Genomic DNA, 21,912 nt, shown 5'->3' with positions numbered 1-21,912 from the left:
ACTCTCCCTCGATTCGTATAGGCTCACTCTGGGTAGTTGTAGTTACACCTACACGGTGGGTACCTACCGGGAGGTTGTCCCGCATGACTGCTGTTATCTTCCTGGTCTTGCTCTTGCTCGTAGGGCTTTCACTCTGGATTGCCATTCGACAGCATCGAGAGAATGTTCTGCAGGCGAGGGTGATCGCGGCGACAAATTGCGGCGTCCTTGTGACGGATGCGACACTCCTACATCATCCCATCATCTATGCGAATCCCGCGGTTCTGTCGTTAACCGGCTATGCCGAGTCTGACCTCGTTGGTCAGACAACGGCGATGTTGAACGGTCCTGGAACTGATCGGGGAGCGATCGAAAAACTCGCATTGGCTCTCCAAGACGGACGGTCGTGTCGCGTATCGCTGCGGCAGTACCGCAAGAATGGGACGTCGTTTTGGAATGAGGTGACCTTGTCACCGATTGAGGATCGGACAGGACGGCTCCGGTCGGTTATCTGGATCATGAACGATGTGTCCCACCTCCGGCAGGTGGAAGCGGAGCGTCATCGTAAGATGGCATCCTCGACGGTTCTGTGTGATTTTGCCAGAGAAGGTATGCTGGTAACAACCGCGTCCGAGCTCATGTATGTCAACCAGGCTGGGTTGACTATCCTGGGCGCCACTTCGGCCGGGGAAATCATCGGCAGCCAGTATTTGGATTTCGTGCACTATGAGCAACAAGAGGCCGTACGCCTCTGGATTGCACAGACTGTAGGATCACGTCAGTCGAACAGCCGGTTGGAAACGAAGTTTGTACGATGTGATGGGCAGGAAGTGGTTGTCGTTCTGTCTGTGGCTCCTATCATGTGGGATGGAAAAGAATCCGTGCTGGTCTGTTTTTCTGACAGTTCCGGCCAGCACCCAATTGAAATCGAATCCTTCAACAGACGGCCTCAGTTCGTGCAAGCCCAGGCGAATGCGTACCATGATATGTGGGGATGGGCCATCGGGAATGGCGCAGAGATTTGGTCGGAAGAGCACTATCGTGTGCTGGGATATGAACCAGGTTCAGTACCGCCAACCTATGAGACCTTTAAGAAGGCTCTCCACCCAGAAGACCGCGAGCGTGTTCTCTCCCTGGTCGAGGAAACCTTTACTTCGGATCGCCCCTATGATCTCGAGTGTCGGATCATCCAGCCTGGTGGCGATATTCGATTTGTCCGTTGCCGTGGAGTACTGATACGAGGTTCTTCCGATCAACCTATTCGGATGTCTGGAAAGATTGATGATATCACGGACTACAAGTTGCTGGCGGCGATGGCTGAAGAACGAGATCTTCAATTGAAGACGGTCCTGGAGTCGACCTCCGACGGTATGCTGCTGGTTCGTCAAGATGGCACCATCTCCCTTATCAATAGCCATATCGAACGAATGTTTGGGTATGTTCGAGAGGAACTCCTAGGGCGACCTGTCGAGTGTTTGCTGTCAGCGCGAGATCGTGAGGACCAGCGAGAAAGGCGTGACGCCTGTTTCTCACTGGCCGGCTCCGGTCCCCTCGAGATCATTCGAGAAGTGCACGGACGTCGCAAGGATGGTGTGGAGTTTCCGGTCGGGGTTCGGCTGTCTCCTGTTTATCAGTCCAAGGGAAGGACAATCATTATGATGATAAGCGATCTCGCTGCTTGTCAGCAGCCTACACAGGCGAGCGAGGAGATCAAGGCTCGATGTGATCTTGCAGTCCTGACCGGACAGGTGGGGATCTTTGAGCATGACCACCGGACGAACACCCAGATTTGGTCGCCGATCTTGCGTGAGATCTATGGGGTCAGGGAGGACGAGTCACCTTCTCTGGATCGCTATCTGGAGTTGGTCCATCCCGGAGATCGAGAGAGGCTGCGCGCCGCGATGGTGCAGGTCCTCGATCATGAGAAAGAGAAGCGGTATACGGTTGAACACAGGCTGATCCGGCCGAACGGATCCGTCCGACACATTCGTCTTCGAGCCGTGACGCAGTGTGAAGATGCGGGGAGCAGACGGCGACCCACGCACACGATCGGGATGGTGGTCGACATCACGGATCAGGTGAATGCCTCACTGGTGGTCCAAGTTGTGGAGGAGATGGAGACCATGAGGAGCTTGATTGGTGGCATTGCCCACGAGCTCAACAATAGTCTTACTGCAGTGCTGGGCTTCAGCGAGTTGGCGCTGGGCTTGATTCCAGCCGAGACCAAAGCCCACCGCCATGTTAATCAAGTCATCGCTGCGGGGAGAAAAGCCCGCGAGGTGGCTCAGAAGATTCGCCGTGGTCTAGATCATGCGTCGTCCTATCCGGTCACTCGGGCAGCCGAGATCAATTCCGATCAGGAACGATCGACTGTGTCCATCGAGGTCTCGGATGCCGTCGGTCCTCGTAGTTGACGATCAGGACCAAGTCCGCCAGCTCATTCGTGAAACCCTGGAGCAAACCGGCTATGAGGTCGAAGAAGCTCGGGATGGGAAAGAGGGGGTAGAGCGATATCGTACGAAGCCGGTGGATCTTGTGATCATGGACATCCTGATGCCTGATCAAGATGGGCTCGAAGGCATTATGGTGCTTCGACGGGAATTCCCCGACGCTCGTGTGATTGCCATGACCGGAGGATCTGACGCCATCGGCTTCGGCAATGTCTTAGATATCGCTACGATGCTCGGCGTCAGACGGACTCTTCAAAAGCCCTTCGACCTGAAGGTACTCCTTGATACGGTTGCTTCAGAAATGATCGACTAATTGAGCCCCCCGTGCGCTTACCTCCCTCTGTTGACATCACCATGCAGCCCCGTCAAACTCTCCCGTTCGAGCTGACCACCCGTCGGGATTATGAAGTTCCTGAACGTCATACTTGGTACTACGGTTGCGACCGTCGGATTCTGGCTGATCTGGGGCGGTATTTCGCCGTTCATCGTGCTTGGGTGGGCTTTCACCGTAGGCCTGTTTCTATGGGTGATGGCAGAGTCGATCTCGCGAACATGGGCCTGGTCCACGCTCTTGCTCGGCTTAGAAAGCTTAGTCTGGCCAATTGTGTTGATGGTTCAACTCAAGGGGACGTCAGACTCAGTTCCTGAGTCTGAAATGGGAACGATACTCTCTGCTGTCGTCCTCGGTCTCTTTTCATCGGTGTTTTGGATCTCATTTGCGTATGGGTTGTTCAATCGATCTCGGACACCTGATTCGCCACTCTCCAAAGAGCGCTCAAGGACGCCGAGTGGGTCGCGATCGATGAAGAAAGCGAAAAAACCGGCTTAGCCTTGTCCCGTTTCGACAGGGTCTATGTCGATGGCAAACTTGATCCGTCCTTTTTGGTACTGCCGCTCTAATCTCCGAACTGATTCATGGACTCGACGACTCAGAGTCCTCTGTTCAGTGGCTTTGACCAGCATTCGTTGCTGGTGGTGTCGAAGCCGTGGACTAATGGCCTGGACGGGCCCCAGCACGATCAGAGATCCTTGATCAGAACCAACCTGGCCAAGATCCATTGCCCATCGCTTTGCGGCTGCTTCAACGAGCTCACGGGTTGTTCCGGTTACCGAGAGCTCCGCCAAGTGGCACATCGGTGGGTAGTTAAGTAGCCGCCGTGCCTCAAGCTCTTCCCGGTAGAAACGATCGGGGTTTTCCGATAACAGAGCTTGGACGGCATGATGGGTGGGAAATCGCGTCTGGATGATGACTCGACCTCCTGCCGAGGCTGGGGAGGCCAGGTCTGCAGCATCCATCAGAAGCTGATAGGTCCGTTCGGCTGATCGAAAATCGGAGATATACAACTCAGAATCTGCTTGAAGAATGCCGACCAATCCATGTGGAGGTAGAGGATCTCGGCGAAACAGTGCTTGGGTCCCTATCAGAATGTCCCAGGCCCCAGACCTCGCGGATTCCCACAATTGGCGGGCGGCAGCCGATCGACGAAGCGTGTCACCATCGATCCGTGCGATCTTGGCCTGTGGAAACAAGCGACGAGTTTCGGCTTCAATTCGCTCCGTGCCCTCTCCAATGGGACTCACACGGGATGCCTGGCACATGGGACAGGAATCGGGCAACCCATCTGAGGTCCCACAGTAGCGGCAGGTGAGACGGCTGGCCTCCCGATAATAAGTGAATGGAACGGCGCAGAAGGCACAGCGAGGTACCCAGCTACAATCTCTGCACACCAAGGTCCTTGCGTACCCTTTTCTATTGAGAAAAAGCAGTACTTTCGCCTGCCTCTTCAGGGTTTCCTGGATCGCCGAGATCAGTTTCAGGTTGAATAGGGTTTTCCCCGATTCCTTGCGGAGGTCAACGAGCTCGATTCTTGGTCGAAGCGTCGCATTGTGCTGAACGTCGTAATGCTCGGCGGTCGCGTCGAATTTAGACTCAAGCGATGGATGTGCCGAGGCCAGGACGAACAGAGCTCGCTCACTCTCCGCCCTCATACCCGCGACTTCCCGGGCATGATATCGAGGCTCCTGAGGCTCTTTGAGGGCGGTATCCTCTTCTCCTTCAACCCAGATCAGTCCGATCGATTCAATGGGCGAGAAAATGACAGAGCGAGTTCCTACGATCACGGATGGAGTTGAAGTCTCACTTCGTTCCAATCGATCCGACCCGAAAGATGTGTGTGCGAGGGTAATATGAAGCCCTGTGAGAGCTGAGAGGAGCTGCTTGAGCCACAGGGCTCTCGCGATCTCACCGGTTATTACAATGGTGGACCGCTTCAGTAAGTGAGTCTGGTGAATAGCGTCGGCAAGTCTTCTGATCCGATCCGGCCACGGAGCATGTAGGACGAGTTTCTGCATGTGGTTGCCTTGAAGGCACTGGCTGACGCGCGTTCTCCAAGATAGATCTGAGTCCGGAAGGTTTGGATGGAATAGAGCGGTGTCCATCCGTGCTCCGTCACCTTGTTCATTCGACACCAGTGTCATGAGCTGTTTCTGCTCTTCGACCTTGGGGTTGTCCGGAGGCACACGAGCGAGCCAGGACTTCTTGATGAGGGTGTCGATGATCCGTAGAGTGCTTGCTCGTCGCGTCGGATGCAGAGTCGACGAAAGGATTCCCGTCGTTCGACGGGCAATTCGCTGAAGAGTTGGCCGCAGATCGTCAGGGCAACTGCCGGTTGCCAATGCGACACGCCCTTGCGGAGTAGTCATGTATCGAGCGGGGGAAGTCGGGCGCATTGCGAATGGGGAAGATACTAGTCGAAGACATTGTCCCCAAGGTGCAACGTAGTAGGAAGCAATGTCGCGAGAGAGTTGGAACAGCTTGGGGGACAGTAACGGATTCCGTCCATCCTGTACGAGAGAAGAGATTTCCCTAAGAGAGGCGGTTCTTATCTCGGCTGGAAGCTCATGCGTGAGCGAAACAACCGCTCCTTCCAGCATCACACGGCCAAATGGAACAAGGACACGGCTTCCAACGCTAATGGCTTGAGCTAAAGTGGAGGGAACTAGGTAGGTGAAAGCTCGTTCGATATGACGTGGGACAATGACATCCGCATAGAGCGGATTACTTCGCCTCATGGCGGTCGAGTCTGTATCGGAAACCATTCTGCATTCTATCAGTGAAGAACTACGAAGAACATCGGGTATCGCGGCATGCCTGCTGGAGAGGTTTGGTTGATGCATGGAGGGAAACCAGGAACTTCACTTTCGCAGAGCTCCTGGTTTCGGTTGAAACTAGTCCGCTGGTGTCCCGGTAGCGGGTTGTTGAGGCAGATCTTGCTTATCTGTGTCTGCCGTCGGTGGACCACTCGGATCAGAGCCGTTGTCCGTGTTTGACCCATCGCTTCCAGAAGTTTGTGAAGAATCACCCAGCGACAGGGTTCCCGAACGAGCGGGATCGTCTGAACCGGCATGAGCGGAGGTCTGTTGGTCGTCGCTATCACGTGCAGTTAGAGTTGAAAGATTGCCACCCGAAGATTGTGCGTGAGTGTTTGCATCGGATGTAGGCGTTGAAGGATCAGCGACTGGATTGTACAGGAGAATTTCCACCCGCCGATTTTTCGTACGACCTTCCTCAACAGAATTTGTGGCCACTGGCTTGGTGTCCCCAAGCCCCACCGCATTAAGACGAGATGGCTCCACTCCACCTTTCTCCAGCAGATACCGAAGGACCCCGTTGGCGCGTACCTTAGACAATTCCAAGTTGTTGGGATACCGGGATTTGAGAGAGGGGCCGATCTCTACATTATCCGTATGACCTTCGATTCGGATCAGCCTCATATCGTCAGTGGTCCGCAGGTATTCGATCAACTGATCCAGGATCGGGTAATTTTCAGTTTTAATGGCCGCGTCTCCAGAGTCGTAGCGCAGGAACTTGGCCATTTCACCAAGATTGAGACGGCTCTGACCAGCCTCATCCTGGATTGCCAGCTTGCCGGATACCAGATCAACCGGAGTGACTTCTGTCGCCTGTTGTGTCGCGGACAAGTCCTCGTTTGTTGCGACGGGCGGCAGCATAGGTTTGGAGGCTTCAAGGAACTTGAACCGATCTCCTTTCATAACCCGAGTAGTGACCCTCAGGACTTTGGCGACAGCGGTGCGTGGTTCAGTCGTCAGCACCTTGAGTTGGCCGATTGTTCGCGGAGGAAGTCCTGCGCTCTGACGCTGGATATCGAGAAGATCGCCGGATTTCAATCCATCTTCCCACCCTCGATCCAAGTACACAACATTCGATTGGGCTACCAGCGTCATCGATCGGTCCGCTTGGAGTTCAACGATCATCCCTTCGAGATCGGAAACGTGTTCCACGGGGCTTGGTTCGATATCTGCCGTTTGAGCAACAAACCGCACTACTCGGTCGCCTGGAGAGATAGGTCCGTAGCTGATAACGGCCTTCGCTGTGGTAAGGGCATGACTGGCAGCCGTGACTTTCACGATTGCCGATCGATTCACAACAAAACCAAGGTATTCTCCAGTGACTGGGTGGAACACCTTCCGAACCCGGCGATAGACCGTAAAGAGATCTCCAACTGCCACGTCAGTTGAGTTGTTTAATTTAAGATAGAGCGGGTCTTGCCTGCCCAAGAGCATTCGATTACCCGAGGATTGATTATCGCCGGTTACCAAGTTCACGGTCCCGTCCATTGAGGATGTTTTCTGGATGGAGCCGCTGGCGAATGCCAGCGCGCGATCACCCAACCGAACGGATTCGACCTCTGAAACCTGGGCGTGTGCCCCATCGAGTGAGACGCTCAGGCTCAGACACAGGATTAAGACAAGGCATGCCACGGTTTTCATAGGTCGTTCCTTTTAGGCTAGAGTCCTTTGGAAAACCATAGCAAAAGGCGCTGCATTGTCAAGAATTTGAGCATGATTGATCGAGTTTGACCCGCATTTCCTCTCAGTGTTACCTTGAGGTCGGAGGGAGTGCAGGGGCATCCTCCCCAGAAATCTTGTCGGAGTGCTGAAGACGTGAAGACGCATAAGCAACCAGTCTCCCTAGCTAAGTGGTTCAGCACGAAGCATCGAATCGAGACACAGATCCACCGGCGCCGAACGATCAAGATCTTTTCTCCCTTACAAATAGAATGGGATGGTGCCCAGCCGTTCAGGTCCGAGCCTTCTCGCATCGATCCAGATGTCAATCAGGATCCAGCCTCAGAGGGGTGATTCCGTAGAAGGCCAGTGACGCCCTCGCAACGGTGCCCCACGCCCTGTCATTTATTGCTAGGGCTTTCGGCTCGATGGCAATTAGGTCCTTTGTTCTCTTGCTATCCCCGAGAGCTGGGCACTAAGATTCCTCAAATCGGTTGAGGAATACCCTTTCCAGGTCAATGCTTTGTGAAAGAAGATGGGGATGGACGGCGCTGAAATTCTCATTGCGTACCTGACTAAGTACTTCCCAATTCTTCTGTTTATTTTTGTGACTTTGATATTTGGAATGGTGACGTTGCTCATCAGTCATTTTGTTCAACCTAGGTACCCGGAACCAGAAAAATTGACGACTTATGAGTGTGGGTCTGAACCATTTTCCGATGCGCGCATGCCATTCCCTGTCCGGTATTACATTTTTGCGATGCTGTTTGTCATTTTTGATATTGAGGTCATCTTTCTCTACCCGTGGGCGGTTGTTTTTAAGAAGATTGGGATCATTGGGCTAGTCGAGATGCTCATCTTTATCGGCCTTTTCGTCGTGGCATACGTCTATGCTTGGCGCAAAGGGGCATTGGAGTGGGACTGAGGGCTGTATGGGACTGATTCAGTTAGGACGACATGAAAAAGATGGGGCTCCGGACGTCATTACAGGCTCTCTGGAAAAAGCTGTGAACTGGGCGAGAAAGGGCTCCCTCTGGCCTATGACTTTTGGTCTGGCTTGTTGTGCGATTGAAATGATTGCCGCCGTCTCTTCACGGTACGATATGGACCGATTTGGGGCGGGCGTGTTCCGCGGTTCCCCCAGGCAGTCTGATTTGATGATTGTCGCCGGGACGGTATGCCGTCGAATGGCGCCGGTGATCAGAAAGATCTACGATCAGATGCCGGAGCCTAAGTATGTGATTGCAATGGGTTCCTGTTCCACCTCGGGCAATATTTATGACAGCTATCCCGTTGTGCAGGGAGTGGATCGATTCATTCCCGTCGATATTTATGTGCCCGGCTGCCCTCCGACTCCGGAAGCCCTGTTGGATGGGATTCTCAAACTACAAGAGCGCATTATGCAGAAGCGCGTGTTTGTGACTCAACCTGATCAGATCAAGGCGAATTTGAAAGTCTGACCATCGCATGCATCCATTACTCGATCGAATTCAACAGGCTTTTTCGTCGGGAATTACCAGTTTGGGGGAATGGCGCGGTGATGTGGTTGTGGCCGTTTCGCGGGACAAGCTTCATGAGGTTGCCCAGTTCATGCGAGACGATCCATGGATGGATTTTGACTACATCGTCCACGTGAGCTCCGTCGATTGGCCGGATGATGAAGAACGATTCGAGGTTGTGTGGGAGTTCTACTCCATTCGAAAACGTCATCGTATCAGGCTCAAGACTCGAGTGTCTGAGTCGGATTGCGCGGTTGATTCCTTGACGGACCTTTGGAAAGGTGCCGACTTCATGGAGCGCGAGGTTTATGACATGATGGGTATCCGATTCCGAAATCATCCGGATCTCCGTCGAATCCTTATGCCGGATGATTATACCGAGGGGTATCCGTTGCGAAAAGATTTTCCCTTGCGTGGCAAGGGCTGGCGAGACACGTTTGAATTTCTGGATGAAGTGTCCCGGTAGGATTCTGAAAGTATATGGCTTTCGAAGACCAAAGAACCACCGTCTATAAGATCGATCCAGAGCATCCGGAAAGCGAGAGCCTTCCGACGCTGCGAACCGAGGAGCTCTTGCTCAATATGGGGCCTCAGCATCCAAGTACGCACGGTGTGCTGAAGGTGATTCTCGAGTTGGAGGGGGAGCGGCTGGTGAAATCTACTCCGGTGATGGGCTATCTCCATCGTGGGGTCGAAAAGCTCGCAGAAGACGGAACCTACCATCAATTCATCCCACATACGGATCGGTTGGACTACGTCTGCGCGATGTATAACAACTTTGCCTACTGCCGTGCCGTCGAAAAACTCTTGAACCTGCAGGTGCCGGAGCGGGCGGAATATCTTCGAACGATTGTCGCGGAAGTCCAACGCATTATCGGTCACCAATTTTGGCTGGGTGCCCAGGCGCTTGATATCGGCGCCATGACCGTCTTTTTTTATACGTTTCGGGATCGAGAAATACTGCTCGATTGGTTCAACGAACTGTGCGGCGCTCGCCTGACAACCAGTTGGTATCGAATCGGCGGGGTGGAGCGTGACTTGACGCCGGCGTTGATCGACAAGCTTAAACAGTTTTTAGACTATTTCCCGGCGAAGATCGATGAATATCAGGTATTCCTTGAGAAGAACCGCATTTGGATCGGGCGTACGAAAGGGGTTGCCGTCATTTCTGCCGAAGACGCGGTTAGTTTTGGGTTGAGCGGCCCTGTGCTCCGCGGATCAGGGGTGGACTACGACTTGCGCAAGTATGAACCCTATAGCGCGTATCCAAAGTGTGAGTTCAGCGTGCCGGTCGGGAAAAACGGCGATACGTATGATCGGTATTGGATCCGAGTGATGGAACTCTATGAAAGTGTCAAAATTATTCGGCAATGTCTGGAACAGATGCAGGAAGGGCCCATTATGGCGGATGCTCCAAGCGTGACCCTCCCGCCGAAAGAACGAGTCTTCACCAACTTAGAGGCGATGATCCAGCAGTTTAAACTCTTTTCACAGGGGTTCGATGCGCCGCCTGGAGAAATTTACTGCGGGACTGAGGCACACAAGGGCGAGCTGGGCTTTTACATCGTCAGTACGGGAGGTGGAAAGCCATATCGGCTGAAGATCCGCGCCCCATCGTTCGTGCACATGGGTGCGTTTGACCACATGGCTCGAGGTTATATGATCTCGGATGCCTGTACGATTTTTGGTACCTACGATATTGTAATGGGTGAATGTGATCGATAAGACTGCGTGGTGAAGCGTGCGGGAGATAGGCAGTGTTTGGTCGGTAGTGGGCACGGATAAGGAAAGAAGCCGAGACAGGGTGTAACACGATGGGACTCAAGCCAGCTACGAACCCCGATGTTGAATCGACAACGATCGAGCTGAGCATCGACGGAAAATCGGTGACGGCTAAGGATGGCGTGTCGTTGTATGACGTCATCTCAATGACCGGCAAGATCATCCCGGCCATGTGCTACCACTACACGTTCGATCCGTTCGGTTCCTGCGGGATGTGTCTGGTGATGCAAGAGGGGAAGAAGGCCCCTGTGCGCTCCTGTACGGCCAAGGCAGCAGCGGGAATGGTGATCCGAACGGAGGGAGAGGACTTGTTCCTGGCGCGTAAGAAAGCCGTCGAGAAACATCTCTCCGTGCATCCTCTTGATTGCCCGGTATGTGATGCAGATGGGCACTGTGAATTACAGGACATGGCCTTCCAGCACGGGGTAACAAACCTGGCCAACGCCAAGCAGAAATTCATCCCGGAGGACACGCGTAGTCCGGTCCTTGATTTCAATATGAATCGTTGCATCGCGTGCGCAGAGTGCATCAATGTTTGCAAAGATGTGTTGATGATCGACGCGCTGCAGTTCATGAAGAAGGGTGGGTTCAATCAGGTGGTCCCGAAAGGCGACCTGGCTCTCGACTGCGAATTCTGCGGGGATTGCCTAGCGGTCTGTCCCGTTGGAGCGATCACGAACAAGTTTTCCAAGTATCTGTACAAACCCTGGCAGATGAAGAAGACGACCACGACCTGTAATTACTGTGGGGATGGCTGTCAGCTGCACTTGGAAACGAAGGATACGGAAGTGATCCGCGTCTCATCTCCATTGTCCTGGAAAAATAAATGGGGGGATCGTTCTGAAACTGCGAAGGGCCACGGAGGGCTCTGTGTACGGGGGCGTTTTGGATTCGAGTATCTCGATAGTCAGCACAGGCTTGTGCAGCCGTTGGTTCGTGAAGGCGACCAATTGGTCGAAAAGTCGTGGTTGGAGACCATGCACGCCCTGGTAGATCGGTTTACCGAGATTAAGCAAAAGCATGGTGCTGATGCCATCGCGGGCTTGGCGACGGCGCGCTGCACCAACGAAGAGCTGTATGTGTTCCAAAAGCTGATGCGCACCGGTTTCGGCACAAACCAGCTCGACAGCAGTGCGCGCTATGGGCACATGAATTTTGTGCTCGCCTCCAAGCATGCCATCGGAGTAGGGAGGACATCGAACGATTGGGAGGATTTGACGAAGGCGAAGGCCATCATTGTGATTGGTTCCAACATCACGGAAACGAACCCGTTGACCGCCGTACGAATCAAAGAGGCGATCCGGGTCTACAAGGCTCAGGTCGTCACGCTCGACAGTGCCATCACGAATATGGCCAAGCTGGCATCGCATCCATTCTTGATCAAGCCCGGAAGCGAAGGAGCGGTGATCGATGGCCTCGTGAAGGCGTCGATTGCCTATGATCTGGTGGACGAAGCAGCTGTCAGTAAACATCCTGCGGCGTTTGAAGAGCTTAAGAATGCGGTAGCGAATTTAACGCTGGAAGATGTCTCTGCTCAGACAGGGCTCACCGTTGAGACGTTCAAAGACATCGCCTCTATTTTTGCCGAATCGCCAAGATCCATCATTCTGTGTGCGGAAGGGATTGTCAGGAGAACGAATGGCTATCAGAACATCCTCAAGCTGATGGATCTTGCTTGGATTACCGGGAAGATCGGGCGACCGGGGTGTGGTGTGAATACCGTGACCGAAGAGCCGAACGAGCAGGGGGCTGTGGATATGGGCGTGGCCCCGGAGTTCCTCCCCGGACAGGCTCGTTTTGATGACCCATCCGCTCGGGACCGTTTTTCCAGGGCATGGGACGTGTCGCTTCCCTCGATCGGATCGGGAGCACATCTGGTTGAGATTCTGAAAAAGTGTAAGAGTGGCCAGATTAGGGCCCTCTACGTGCTCGGGGAAAATCCTCTGGCAACGTTCCCTGCCTCCATGGAAGTACGGGCTGCACTTGAGCGTTTGGAACTGTTAGTCGTGCAAGATCCTTTTCTAACTGAGACGGCAAAGATTGCCGATTTTGTGCTTCCTGCTTGTACCTATGCAGAAAAGGACGGGACCTTTACGAACTTTGAAGGTCGCGTTCTTCGGATTCGCCAAGCGATGGATCCCTTGGGAGAAAGCTTGCCTGACTGGCACATCATGACGGCCCTCGCCAATGCCATGGGTTGCCGATGGGAATACCAATCAGCCAACGATATTCAGAGCGAAATCATGAAGCTCCTTCCCGGGTATTATAATCTTGGTCAACCTCGAAAATTGGCGCCCGCGCTCGATCAGCATCTGTCCAATGGGTATGTGGAAGAGGTGAAAAGTCGTTACCGTACGAGCCAAGCCTCTGTGGAACGTGCACGCCCCTTTATGTTGATCATGGGGCAGTTGTTGATGCATTCAGGAAAGCTGTCGACGCAAGCATCCGGACTGATCAAGATTGCTCCCAACACCGGGAAATTGCGGATGAATATACGGGATATGGAACGTCTGGGGATGCAGGATGGTACGAAGGTGCGGCTGATCTCTGATCGTGGATCGCTTCAGCTTGCAGTGCAGCCCGATCCATCCATCGCGCCAGGTACATGTTTTTTCCCTGAACATTTCAATGAACCTCCTGTGAAAGATTTGCTGACGGTTTCGATCGATATCACGACGGGTGTACCGTCGTTCAAACAGATGTGGGTCAGTATTGAACCGGTGTAAGTGGATGTGTACAGTGACTGGTTTGTGACGAGGAGCTGCAATGAGTGTCGCTGCCCTGACAAAGAAACTCCTTCATGCAGCGTTGTTCTATGAGATCTGGGACGCCATGAAAGTGACCTTTCGGCACATGCTTCATAAGCCGATGACGTTTCAGTATCCGCGTGAGCAACGAACGATCCCTGATACACACAGAGGAGCGCTGAGTCTGCTTCGGTACGATGACGGACAGGAGCGCTGTGTCGGTTGTGATCTGTGTGAAGTCGCGTGCCCGTCTCACTGCATCAAGGTGATCAGTGCGGAGGATACGACCCGCCCCCTTCAACGATACGCAAGTGAATTCTATATTGATATCACGAAATGCGTGTTCTGTGGCTATTGCGTCGAGGCCTGTCCGGTCAACGCATTGGCGATGACCAAGATGTACGAATATTCGACGCATGATAAACGGAGTCTGTTGTTCGATAAGAAGCGGCTTTATGATATCGGCGAGCGCTATCTTGAGGATGGGAAGAAATACCTCTATGCCCATAATCAGGAAAAGGATGTGGAGCAGAGCCGGGAATACCGGTACTACTTTCCTCAGTCGGTACAGAAGGCTACCCAACAACCTCCTAGGCATCTAAGCTGAGCTGAACACATGATGTTGGTGTTTTTCGCGTATTTCGCGTTGGTCAGTATTGCCTCCGGCGTCCTCACGGTGTCCTTACGCCACCCCGTTCACTGCGCGCTCGCGCTACTTGCCTTACTTTTGCACGTGTCAGGGCTGTTCATCCTTTTGAACGCAGAGTTCTTATGGGCTGTGCAGGTCATTGTCTATGTCGGAGCCATTCTCGTGCTCTACCTGTTTGTGTTGATGTTGATGAATTTAAAAACGGATGAACGCTATTTCCATTCATCGGCTCTGTATTTTGTCGGGCCCGCGGTCCTGGGGGCGGTGTATGTGCTGTTCCTCCTCCTGCAGTCTCCGTTCGATGGTGCGAAGGGTACTGCTCCGGCAAGCGCAGTACTGCAAGACGGTGATACCTATGCAGTCGGTATCAAGATGTTCAGCGACCACATCTTGCAGTTCGAAATCGTCGGTATCTTTCTGCTCGGGGCGATTATCGGTGCCATTGTCCTTGCCAAAACGCCGAAGCCTCTGGACCCCAAGGAAGAACGTTTATGATCCCCCTTTCTGCCTACACAGCGGTGAGCGCCGTATTGTTCATAACCGGGCTTCTTGGCGTACTTGTGAGGCGCAATTTCATCATTGTTCTCATGTCGGTTGAGATGATGTTGAATGCCGCCAACATTAATCTTGTAGCATTTTCGCACTATTTAGAATCTATGGCGGGACAGCTGGTCGCTCTTTTCGTCATTGCCATTGCTGCTGGTGAAGCCGCCGTCGGTCTGGCCATTATCATTGTGGTCTTTCGGGGCAAGATATCAACTAATGTTGATGAGATGAACCTTTTAAAGTGGTAGCGGGATCAGTGCTGTCCCAACGTTGAGGAAAATAGCAATTTGTATCTCGCGAGTGATTGATTCGATTAAGCATGCATTTCGGTGCGCGATTGAAGTCGGCACCAGGTTGAGAAACTTCGAACATCAAGCCAATTAAGGTGTTTCATCTCATGACGACAAAAACGTTGGGACACTACTGTAGCGGGATATCGTTGAAGAACAGAGGGCTCCCTACGCGGTGTGTCATTCCCGCCCATAGGATTCCAAGGTGATTGGCCATCTGGGGAATGATTCCCTGACATAAGATACGGAGAACTATAGGATATCGTGTCGAACCTCACCGATTTGCTGATTAAACTGATACCGATTTTCCCGTTGACCGCAGTCGTTTTGAACGGCCTGCTCGGGAGTCGTTATTCCCGTGATATGGCCCATCGGCTCGCATGGGGATCGGTCGGGCTGTCGTTTCTCTGCACGCTGGCAGTATTCACGGATGTATTGCGGACTGGAACGACGCACGAAGTGATCGCTTACCAATGGATTTTTGGGGGGGATCTGACAGTCAGTCTTGCCTATCTGGTGGATCCGTTAACCTGTGCCTGGTTGCTGGTCGTCACCGGTGTAGGTTTTCTGATCCACGTCTATTCCGTCGGATACATGCATGGGGAAGCCGGGTTTACACGATTCTTCACGTATATGAATTTGTTCATGGTCTCCATGCTCCTGCTCGTCATGGGGAACAACTATTTGGTGCTCTTCATCGGGTGGGAGGGGGTAGGGCTCTGTTCCTATCTGTTGATCGGCTATTACTATGACAAGGTCTCCGCCGCGAAAGCTGCGACGAAAGCATTTGTCGTCAACCGAATCGGGGATGCAGGTTTTCTGGTCGCCATCTTCTTAGTGTTCGTCAACTTCCGTACCCTGGACTATACCAAGGTCTTTGCGCAGGTCGGCCAACTGTCTCCGGAGATGGCCACAGCGATTGCCTTATGCCTATTAGTGGGAGCCGTAGGCAAGTCGGCGCAATTGCCTCTTCACACGTGGTTGCCCGATGCGATGGAAGGTCCAACACCGGTCAGCGCCCTCATTCATGCGGCTACCATGGTAACGGCGGGTGTGTATATGATCGTGCGGAACCACGTGATTTTTGATCTTTCTCCCGTTGCCATGTCCGTGGTGGCGTTGGTAGGTGGTGGCACCGCATTGTTTGCCGCGACCATCGGACTCGTCCAAACCGATATCAAGCGCGTGTTGGCCTATTCCACTGTGAGCCAGCTGGGATACATGTTCCTGGGTTGCGGGGTTGGTGCCTACACCGCAGCGGTATTTCATGTCATGACCCACGCGTTCTTTAAGGCGTTGCTATTTTTGGCTGCGGGATCTGTCATTCACGCACTATCCGGGGAACAGGATATTCGGAAGATGGGTGGGCTAAGCAAGCGTATTCCCTGGACCTATCGTGTCTTCCTGATTGGTACGATCGCCATCGCTGGGTTGCCTCCTCTAGCTGGATTCTGGAGCAAGGATGAAATCATGGCCCACGCCTTCATGAATCATCACTACCTCCTCTATACCATGGCCGCGATTGGTGCATTGATGACATCGTTTTACATGTTTCGGCTCACGTACCTCACGTTCTATGGCTCTTCGAGGATGGATCACCATGCGGAAGAGCACGTGCATGAGTCGCCCATGGTCATGGTCGCACCTTTGATGGTGCTGGCCTTTCTATCCGGAGTGGGCGGATTAGCCCTCGGGTTTCCTCCGGAACATGGGTGGCTGCATGGATTTTTGGCTCCGGTTGTCGGAGTTGCGGAAGAACATGAGGCCAGCACAGGGCTGGTATTTCTGTTAATGGGTCTGGCGGTCGCCATTGCCGTGATCGGCTGGGGACTCGCCCATTTCCTGTATGCGGTAAGTCCGGTCACTGCAGACAATTGGGCGGAGAAGTTTTCGGGGATGTATCGAACGCTCTTGAACAAATACTATGTCGATGAGTTGTATGACCTGCTGTTCGTCGAGCCGACGAAACGCCTCGGTATGGCATTGTACTGGTTTGATCGCACCGTCATCGACGGTGTGGTGCGCGCGGTAGGTCGACTCGCCGATTGGGGCGCCGCTGGGTCAACGTGGATTGAGAAGTACATTGTCTATGCCGGGTTGAATGTCATTGGATATGGCAACCATCTGGCAGCTCGCGAAGGACGAAAAATGCAGAGTGGCATGGTTCACCACTATGCGGCCATCATTGTTGCGGGTCTTTTTCTCCTGGCGGTGGTTGTTCAGCTAGTCGTTCAGATGTAGGTCAGCGGCACACAGGCTATCATTATGCTCGAAGAGCTCACGGCTGGGTTCCCAATTTTGTCCTGCATCCTCTTTCTCCCTCTGGTCGGGGCCACTATCCTGTGGGTGATTGAAGACGAGGATACGGTCAGGAGTGCGGCCCTCACCATCGCCCTTGTGGAGCTTGCTCTTTGTATATTTGTCCTGCTTCGCTTTGTACCGGAGTCGGCCGCCATGCAGTTCACGGAGCGCGTGCCATGGATCCCTGCACTGGGTATCAGCTATCACGTGGCTGTGGATGGAATTAGCGTCCTGTTCGTCGGTCTCACGGCGTTTCTGACGGTTCTGGTCGTAGTCTACTCATGGGATACGATTCGGCATCAGGTCAAATTGTACATGATGTGCTTGTTGGCGCTCGAGACAACGACGATGGGTGTGTTCGTGTCGTTGGATTTGATCCTATTCTTCGTGTTCTGGGAACTGATGCTGATCCCCAGTTATTTCATGATTAAGTTGTGGGGCGGCGGAGCTGAACGTCATTACGCCGCGTTGAAGTTCGTCCTCTATACGCTGTTGGGCAGCGTCTTCATGCTGGTCGGCATCGCTCTGCTGAATCTTAATTTTCATCAGTGGGCCTCATTGCATCATGCTGATCAGGCATACTCATTTGATTTTCTCGACCTTTTGAGTGTGCCTATTCCCATGAGTCAACAGCTAGTGATCTTTTGGCTGATGTTTTTGGGATTTGCGTTCAAGGCACCAGTCTTTCCATTTCACACGTGGTTGCCTGATGCTCTTTTAGAGGGGCCAATCGGTATGTCCGTGGTGTTGGCCGGTCTCAAGCTGGGGACCTTCGGCTTTATGCGCTTCAGCATCCCACTGCTCCCGGACGCGTCGAAAAGTGAAACCGTTGTCTCCATCTTAGTGGTCCTTGGGCTGTGTGCCATTCTCTATGGAGCCTGGATGGCCTTGGTACAGGCCGATTTGAGACGTCTCCTCGCCTACAGCAGTGTGAGTCACTTAGGCTTTGTGGTGGTGGGGCTGTTCGCCTTGAACTATCAAGGTCTGCAGGGCAGTTTGCTGACCATGATCAATTTGGGGTTCAGTACGGCCGGATTGTTTTTTATCGCGGGATTTTTGTACTCGCGCCAACAGACGACACAATTGTCGGCCTTTGGTGGAATGGCTAGGCAAGTACCGTTGCTCGCCACGTTTTTTCTGATCATTGGTCTGGCATCCATCGGACTCCCAGGGACAAACGGCTTTGTCGGAGAGTTTCTTATCCTTCTTGGGGCGTTTGAGGCCAAATGGTGGTTTGGCGCCGTGGCCGTCCTAGGAGTGATTTTCGGGGCTGCATATTTCTTGTGGTACTACGAACGATCCATGCTTGGACCGGTCGGGGCAGCGGTGAGAGCCACCATGAACGATTTGCAACTTCGGGAGATGGTCATTGCGGTCTCATTGTCTGTCATGATTCTTTGGATCGGGCTCTATCCATCTCCGTTTCTACGAATCATGAACGGTTCGGTTCAAGCGCTTGTCGACCGGCTTCACTACGATCAGTCGGCGGCGATTAGCGGTCCTCACGCTCAACAGGGGAAGTAGGTTCCGGTCATGGGAGAGTACGTACTGCTCTATATCCTTTTCGCTCCATTTCTGGGAGCGTTAGGGTTGATCTTTGTTTCGAATCGACAACCTCTACTTGTCCGTAGCATTGCGGCGGGTTCCGCGTTCGTCTCCTTAATCGCGTCGATCTATCTCTTCTACGCCTATGATCCGGTGAAGGGGGGATTTCAGTTTATCCAGAAAATGGAATGGTCCCGACAGCTCGGCATTTCCTTGCACCTCGGTGTCGATGGGATCGGAACCCCGCTGGTGTTGGCCTCGACGATTCTGTTGTTCGCTGGGATTTTCGTGTCGTGGCATATCAAAGATCGGACGAAAGAGTTCTATATTTGGTTGCTGATTCTAGCGGCTGCCACGATCGGCGTCTTTATGTCTCTGGATCTGTTTTTCCTCTACTTCTTCTATGAAATGTCCGTGATCCCGATGTACTTGCTGCTGGGTATGTGGGGAAGTCACACGAAGAAGTACCTCGAAATGACCGATTCCGAAGGAATGAAGCTGAGGGATTCCGTCGGCTATATTTTTAATTTCGGCTCCAACAGCAAAGAATACGCAGCGATGAAATTAGTGCTTTTTCTGTCTGCGTTTGCGGTGGCTGCGTTAATGGGCCTTTTGCTGATCTATAAATATTCCGGCCTCAACACCTTTGATATCTTGGTGCTGCGTGAACACGCAAACCTCATGAATATCCCCGTTCTGGGCACGACACTCGACAAGATTATTTGGGTCTTGATCTTCTTTGGATTTGCCTCGATTGCTCCACTCTGGCCCATGCACTCTTGGTCTCCAGTCGGCCACGCGGCTGCGCCGGCTGCCACGAGCATGCTTCATGCTGGCGTTCTCATGAAGCTGGGACATTTTTCCATTATCAGGGTTGCCTTTGAGATCCTTCCGGAAACCACCAGAGAAATGATGCCGATTGCCGCTGTCCTTTGCATGTTCAGCATCATCTACGGCGGCTTCGTTGCCTTTTACGCCAAAGACACCAAGTATGTCATAGGCTATTCCAGTTCCAGTCACATGGGCTATGTCTTCCTTGGTATGGCAGCTCTCGACTACATCAGCCTGAGCGGGGCCGTTATCTATATGTTTGCCCATGCTATGGCCACGGGTATGCTCTTTGCCATGGCGGGATGGGTCTATGATCAAACCCATACACGCGACATTCCCTCGCTCGGTGGACTGTCCAATAAGATGCCGTTCATTTCTGCCTGTTTTATTGTCGGGTGTATGGCTTCGATTGGCATGCCGGGCACGGTGAATTTTATCGCGGAGATCATGATCATCGTTGGGAGTTGGAATAAGTATCCATTGCAGGTCATCGTTGCCATGCTGGGCATCGTACTGACGCTCGCGTACCTCTTTAAAATGATGAGGGGGTTGTTCTACGGTCCAATGAATCAGAAGTACGGGCATGCACATGATGCCGTTTCGACGGTTGACCGTCTTCCGTTGCTCATCATGATCACGGTCAGTATAGGATTCGGTATTTTCCCGATGCATCTCTATGACGTGGTTCGATCTGGTGTGGATCCGTTGGTCGTGAGGATCACCGAAGTCGTCCCTGTGGCACAATCTGGGAGCGCTGAAGGTGTTCAACAGGCAGTCAGTCACTCGAAGATCCCATTGACCTCACCGATCAGCGTCGATGAGGTGGCAGTGACTCCGCGACAGATTTCAGGAGGAGGACGCGAATGATTTTTTCGCTGAACCTGTCCTTCTCGGATCTGCTGCTACTCGTGCCGGAAATCTTCCTTACCTGTTGGCTCTGCCTTGTGATCATCGTGGACTTCGTATCTCCCCGTCTACCGAAAGAACAGTTGGCGTATCTGAGCGTAGCGGGTCTTGTTCTGACACTCGGATGTTTGGCGTGGTTTGACATCGCTCACGTTTCCGGTGCGCTCTTTGGCAACATGTTTGTGCTGGATCGGATGGCGATTTTCTTCAAGATCTTTGTCCTGGGCGCCACTATTCTTGTGATTCTCTCTTCAGTGGAATACGTCAATCGGTTCACCTTATTCCGTGGAGAATACTATGTCCTTGTGGTGATGTCTGCGATCGGCATGATGTTCATGGCGTCCGCCAATGATCTCCTTTCAGTCTTTGTCAGTTTAGAGTTCTCCACCCTTGGGTTCTACGTCTTGGTCTCGTATTTACGAGAGGATATGGCTTCAAATGAGGCTGGCTTGAAGTTCTTCATCCTGGGCGTCTTTGCCGCGGGGCTGTTCGCCTACGGCATCAGCCTTGTATACGGAGAAACGGGCCAGCTGGTGTTTTCTGAGATGTCGTCCGCACGGGCGACCCCAGGTTTGATTATTGGATTTCTCCTGATCTTTGCCGCCTTAGGATTTAAGATCGGTGCCGTTCCCTTCCATTCGTGGATACCGGACACGTACCACGGCGCCCCAACCCCCGTCACAGCCTTTTTATCCATCGCGCCGAAGGGTGCTGCGTTGGTGATCCTGCTCAGGATTTTCCTCGTCGCGCTGGCTTCGTTTAAGCCGGTGTGGGTGTACTTATTGGTGGCCGTCTCGATCGTGTCGATGACGTATGGAAATATCGTGGCGATCGCCCAACGAAATATCAAACGCCTCCTGGCCTACTCCGGGATTGCCCAAATCGGGAATGTCCTGATTGGACTGGCAGCAGGAACGAAGATGGGAAGTGACGCGATACTGTTTTATCTCCTGGCCTACCTCTTCGCCAATATCGGAGCGTTCGCCGTCGTCATTGCAGTCAGCCACGCTATCGGACGGGATGAGATCGAGGATTATCGTGGTCTCAATCGGCGATCTCCGTTTTTGGCGTTTGCCATGTTGCTGTTTTTGTTGTCGTTAGCCGGGGTGCCGCCTCTTGCCGGGTTTATCGGAAAGCTCTACATCTTTATTGCGGCGATCAAGGAAGGACTCTACGCCTTGATCACGGTCGGGCTCATCAACATCGTCATATCGATGTACTACTACTTAATCGTGGTCAAACAAATGTACATCAATGAGCCTATTGATCCGTCACCGATTAGGATTTCCGGTCCGATGAAGGCTGTTATCTACGTTGGCTTGGCAGGGACTTTGGTGATTGGCATCTATCCCCAACCGTTTACAGATTGGGTCGTTGATGCCACGCTGATGTTTTCTAACTTTGTGACTCCTTCTGCTACAGCGGTTCCTTCGTCTGTTCATGTCGGCGGTTAGTTTTCTGCTTTGTCCTATCTAGAGTTCTGCTACAATTGCTCCGAGCGCGAAGTCTTGCAATGTTCGGATCCCGCACCACCATCACATCGGCGTGATGGCTTGTCATCCAGCCATGGAATCAGCC

Annotated in this window: 17 protein-coding genes; 15 read left to right on the top strand and 2 right to left on the bottom strand. The window is 52.9% G+C overall.

The annotated features are described in order from the left end of the window. Positions 1–83: 83 nt before the first annotated feature. The 3 genes from IPM58_06880 (at position 84) to IPM58_06870 (ending at position 3,258) form a co-directional block, all read left to right on the top strand. A complete protein-coding gene (locus IPM58_06880; GenBank protein MBK9306805.1) occupies positions 84–2,393 on the top strand; it encodes a PAS domain S-box protein in 2,310 nt (769 codons plus the stop codon). Continuing rightward, positions 2,371–2,742 carry a response regulator gene (locus IPM58_06875; GenBank protein ID MBK9306804.1) on the top strand — a complete coding sequence of 124 codons (372 nt, stop codon included), beginning with the start codon at positions 2,371–2,373 and terminating at the stop codon, positions 2,740–2,742. Before IPM58_06880 ends, IPM58_06875 begins: the two co-directional genes overlap by 23 nt. A gap of 90 nt (positions 2,743–2,832) precedes the next feature. Further along, entirely contained in the window at positions 2,833–3,258 is a 426-nt protein-coding gene (locus tag IPM58_06870) for a hypothetical protein (protein MBK9306803.1), read from the top strand. Here IPM58_06870 and priA read toward each other — a convergent pair. Together priA and IPM58_06860 are read right to left on the bottom strand one after the other, a co-directional pair. Further along, positions 3,255–5,528, bottom strand: coding sequence for a primosomal protein N' (gene priA / locus IPM58_06865; protein ID MBK9306802.1), 2,274 nt, complete (start codon positions 5,526–5,528; stop codon positions 3,255–3,257). The genes IPM58_06870 and priA overlap by 4 nt on opposite strands. A gap of 129 nt (positions 5,529–5,657) precedes the next feature. Beyond that, positions 5,658–7,220: an OmpA family protein gene (locus IPM58_06860; GenBank protein ID MBK9306801.1), complete on the bottom strand. Its 1,563-nt coding sequence runs from the start codon at positions 7,218–7,220 to the stop codon at positions 5,658–5,660. Positions 7,221–7,779: 559 nt separating this feature from the next. Here IPM58_06860 and ndhC point away from each other — a divergent pair. The 12 genes from ndhC to IPM58_06800 all read left to right on the top strand — a co-directional run bounded on the left by ndhC (position 7,780) and on the right by IPM58_06800 (position 21,788). Next, on the top strand, positions 7,780–8,163 hold the full coding sequence (gene ndhC / locus IPM58_06855; GenBank protein MBK9306800.1) for an NADH-quinone oxidoreductase subunit A: 384 nt from the start codon (positions 7,780–7,782) through the stop codon (positions 8,161–8,163). A gap of 7 nt (positions 8,164–8,170) precedes the next feature. Next, positions 8,171–8,698, top strand: coding sequence for an NADH-quinone oxidoreductase subunit B (locus IPM58_06850; protein MBK9306799.1), 528 nt, complete (start codon positions 8,171–8,173; stop codon positions 8,696–8,698). A 7-nt stretch (positions 8,699–8,705) separates the two neighbouring features. Next, positions 8,706–9,203, top strand: coding sequence for an NADH-quinone oxidoreductase subunit C (locus tag IPM58_06845; protein ID MBK9306798.1), 498 nt, complete (start codon positions 8,706–8,708; stop codon positions 9,201–9,203). 14 nt (positions 9,204–9,217) lie between these two features. Then, positions 9,218–10,462, top strand: a complete 1,245-nt coding sequence (gene nuoD / locus IPM58_06840) for an NADH dehydrogenase (quinone) subunit D (GenBank protein MBK9306797.1) — start codon at positions 9,218–9,220, stop codon at positions 10,460–10,462. Positions 10,463–10,551: 89 nt separating this feature from the next. Next, positions 10,552–13,245 (top strand): molybdopterin-dependent oxidoreductase, encoded by a 2,694-nt coding sequence (locus IPM58_06835; GenBank protein ID MBK9306796.1) that lies wholly within the window; start codon positions 10,552–10,554, stop codon positions 13,243–13,245. Between the two features lie 40 nt (positions 13,246–13,285). Beyond that, on the top strand, positions 13,286–13,873 hold the full coding sequence (nuoI, locus tag IPM58_06830; GenBank protein MBK9306795.1) for an NADH-quinone oxidoreductase subunit NuoI: 588 nt from the start codon (positions 13,286–13,288) through the stop codon (positions 13,871–13,873). Positions 13,874–13,882: 9 nt separating this feature from the next. Beyond that, the gene (locus IPM58_06825) at positions 13,883–14,410 is read left to right on the top strand and encodes an NADH-quinone oxidoreductase subunit J (GenBank protein MBK9306794.1); all 528 of its coding nucleotides are present in this window, start codon (positions 13,883–13,885) and stop codon (positions 14,408–14,410) included. After that, entirely contained in the window at positions 14,407–14,709 is a 303-nt protein-coding gene (nuoK, locus tag IPM58_06820) for an NADH-quinone oxidoreductase subunit NuoK (protein MBK9306793.1), read from the top strand. Before IPM58_06825 ends, nuoK begins: the two co-directional genes overlap by 4 nt. A gap of 306 nt (positions 14,710–15,015) precedes the next feature. Continuing rightward, positions 15,016–16,992 (top strand): NADH-quinone oxidoreductase subunit L, encoded by a 1,977-nt coding sequence (gene nuoL / locus IPM58_06815; GenBank protein MBK9306792.1) that lies wholly within the window; start codon positions 15,016–15,018, stop codon positions 16,990–16,992. A gap of 24 nt (positions 16,993–17,016) precedes the next feature. Next, on the top strand, positions 17,017–18,576 hold the full coding sequence (locus tag IPM58_06810; protein ID MBK9306791.1) for an NADH-quinone oxidoreductase subunit M: 1,560 nt from the start codon (positions 17,017–17,019) through the stop codon (positions 18,574–18,576). Between the two features lie 9 nt (positions 18,577–18,585). Then, a complete protein-coding gene (locus IPM58_06805) occupies positions 18,586–20,295 on the top strand; it encodes an NADH-quinone oxidoreductase subunit M (protein ID MBK9306790.1) in 1,710 nt (569 codons plus the stop codon). Continuing rightward, complete coding sequence (locus tag IPM58_06800; protein ID MBK9306789.1) at positions 20,292–21,788, top strand: NADH-quinone oxidoreductase subunit N; 1,497 nt, start codon at positions 20,292–20,294, stop codon at positions 21,786–21,788. Before IPM58_06805 ends, IPM58_06800 begins: the two co-directional genes overlap by 4 nt. Positions 21,789–21,912: the final 124 nt, after the last annotated feature.

The sequence above is a fragment of the Nitrospira sp. genome (assembly GCA_016715825.1).
In the GTDB taxonomy this organism is placed as follows: Bacteria; Nitrospirota; Nitrospiria; order Nitrospirales; family Nitrospiraceae; genus Nitrospira_D.
The sequence above is the reverse complement of the archived record's forward strand: the minus strand, read 5'-3'. Positions and strand labels throughout refer to the sequence as shown.

Bases quoted from the DNA above. Each gene is read 5' to 3' on its own strand.
- IPM58_06810 (MBK9306791.1), top strand. From the start codon at position 17,017: ATGCTCGAAGAGCTCACGGCTGGGTTCCCAATTTTGTCCTGCATCCTC.
- IPM58_06870 (MBK9306803.1), top strand. From the start codon at position 2,833: ATGAAGTTCCTGAACGTCATACTTGGTACTACGGTTGCGACCGTCGGA.
- IPM58_06825 (MBK9306794.1), top strand. From the start codon at position 13,883: ATGATGTTGGTGTTTTTCGCGTATTTCGCGTTGGTCAGTATTGCCTCC.
- IPM58_06845 (MBK9306798.1), top strand. From the start codon at position 8,706: ATGCATCCATTACTCGATCGAATTCAACAGGCTTTTTCGTCGGGAATT.
- IPM58_06875 (MBK9306804.1), top strand. From the start codon at position 2,371: ATGCCGTCGGTCCTCGTAGTTGACGATCAGGACCAAGTCCGCCAGCTC.
- ndhC (MBK9306800.1), top strand. From the start codon at position 7,780: ATGGACGGCGCTGAAATTCTCATTGCGTACCTGACTAAGTACTTCCCA.
- nuoI (MBK9306795.1), top strand. From the start codon at position 13,286: ATGAGTGTCGCTGCCCTGACAAAGAAACTCCTTCATGCAGCGTTGTTC.
- IPM58_06880 (MBK9306805.1), top strand. From the start codon at position 84: ATGACTGCTGTTATCTTCCTGGTCTTGCTCTTGCTCGTAGGGCTTTCA.
- priA (MBK9306802.1), bottom strand. From the start codon at position 5,528: ATGGTTTCCGATACAGACTCGACCGCCATGAGGCGAAGTAATCCGCTC.
- nuoD (MBK9306797.1), top strand. From the start codon at position 9,218: ATGGCTTTCGAAGACCAAAGAACCACCGTCTATAAGATCGATCCAGAG.
- IPM58_06800 (MBK9306789.1), top strand. From the start codon at position 20,292: ATGATTTTTTCGCTGAACCTGTCCTTCTCGGATCTGCTGCTACTCGTG.
- IPM58_06805 (MBK9306790.1), top strand. From the start codon at position 18,586: ATGGGAGAGTACGTACTGCTCTATATCCTTTTCGCTCCATTTCTGGGA.
- IPM58_06850 (MBK9306799.1), top strand. From the start codon at position 8,171: ATGGGACTGATTCAGTTAGGACGACATGAAAAAGATGGGGCTCCGGAC.
- IPM58_06860 (MBK9306801.1), bottom strand. From the start codon at position 7,220: ATGAAAACCGTGGCATGCCTTGTCTTAATCCTGTGTCTGAGCCTGAGC.
- IPM58_06835 (MBK9306796.1), top strand. From the start codon at position 10,552: ATGGGACTCAAGCCAGCTACGAACCCCGATGTTGAATCGACAACGATC.
- nuoK (MBK9306793.1), top strand. From the start codon at position 14,407: ATGATCCCCCTTTCTGCCTACACAGCGGTGAGCGCCGTATTGTTCATA.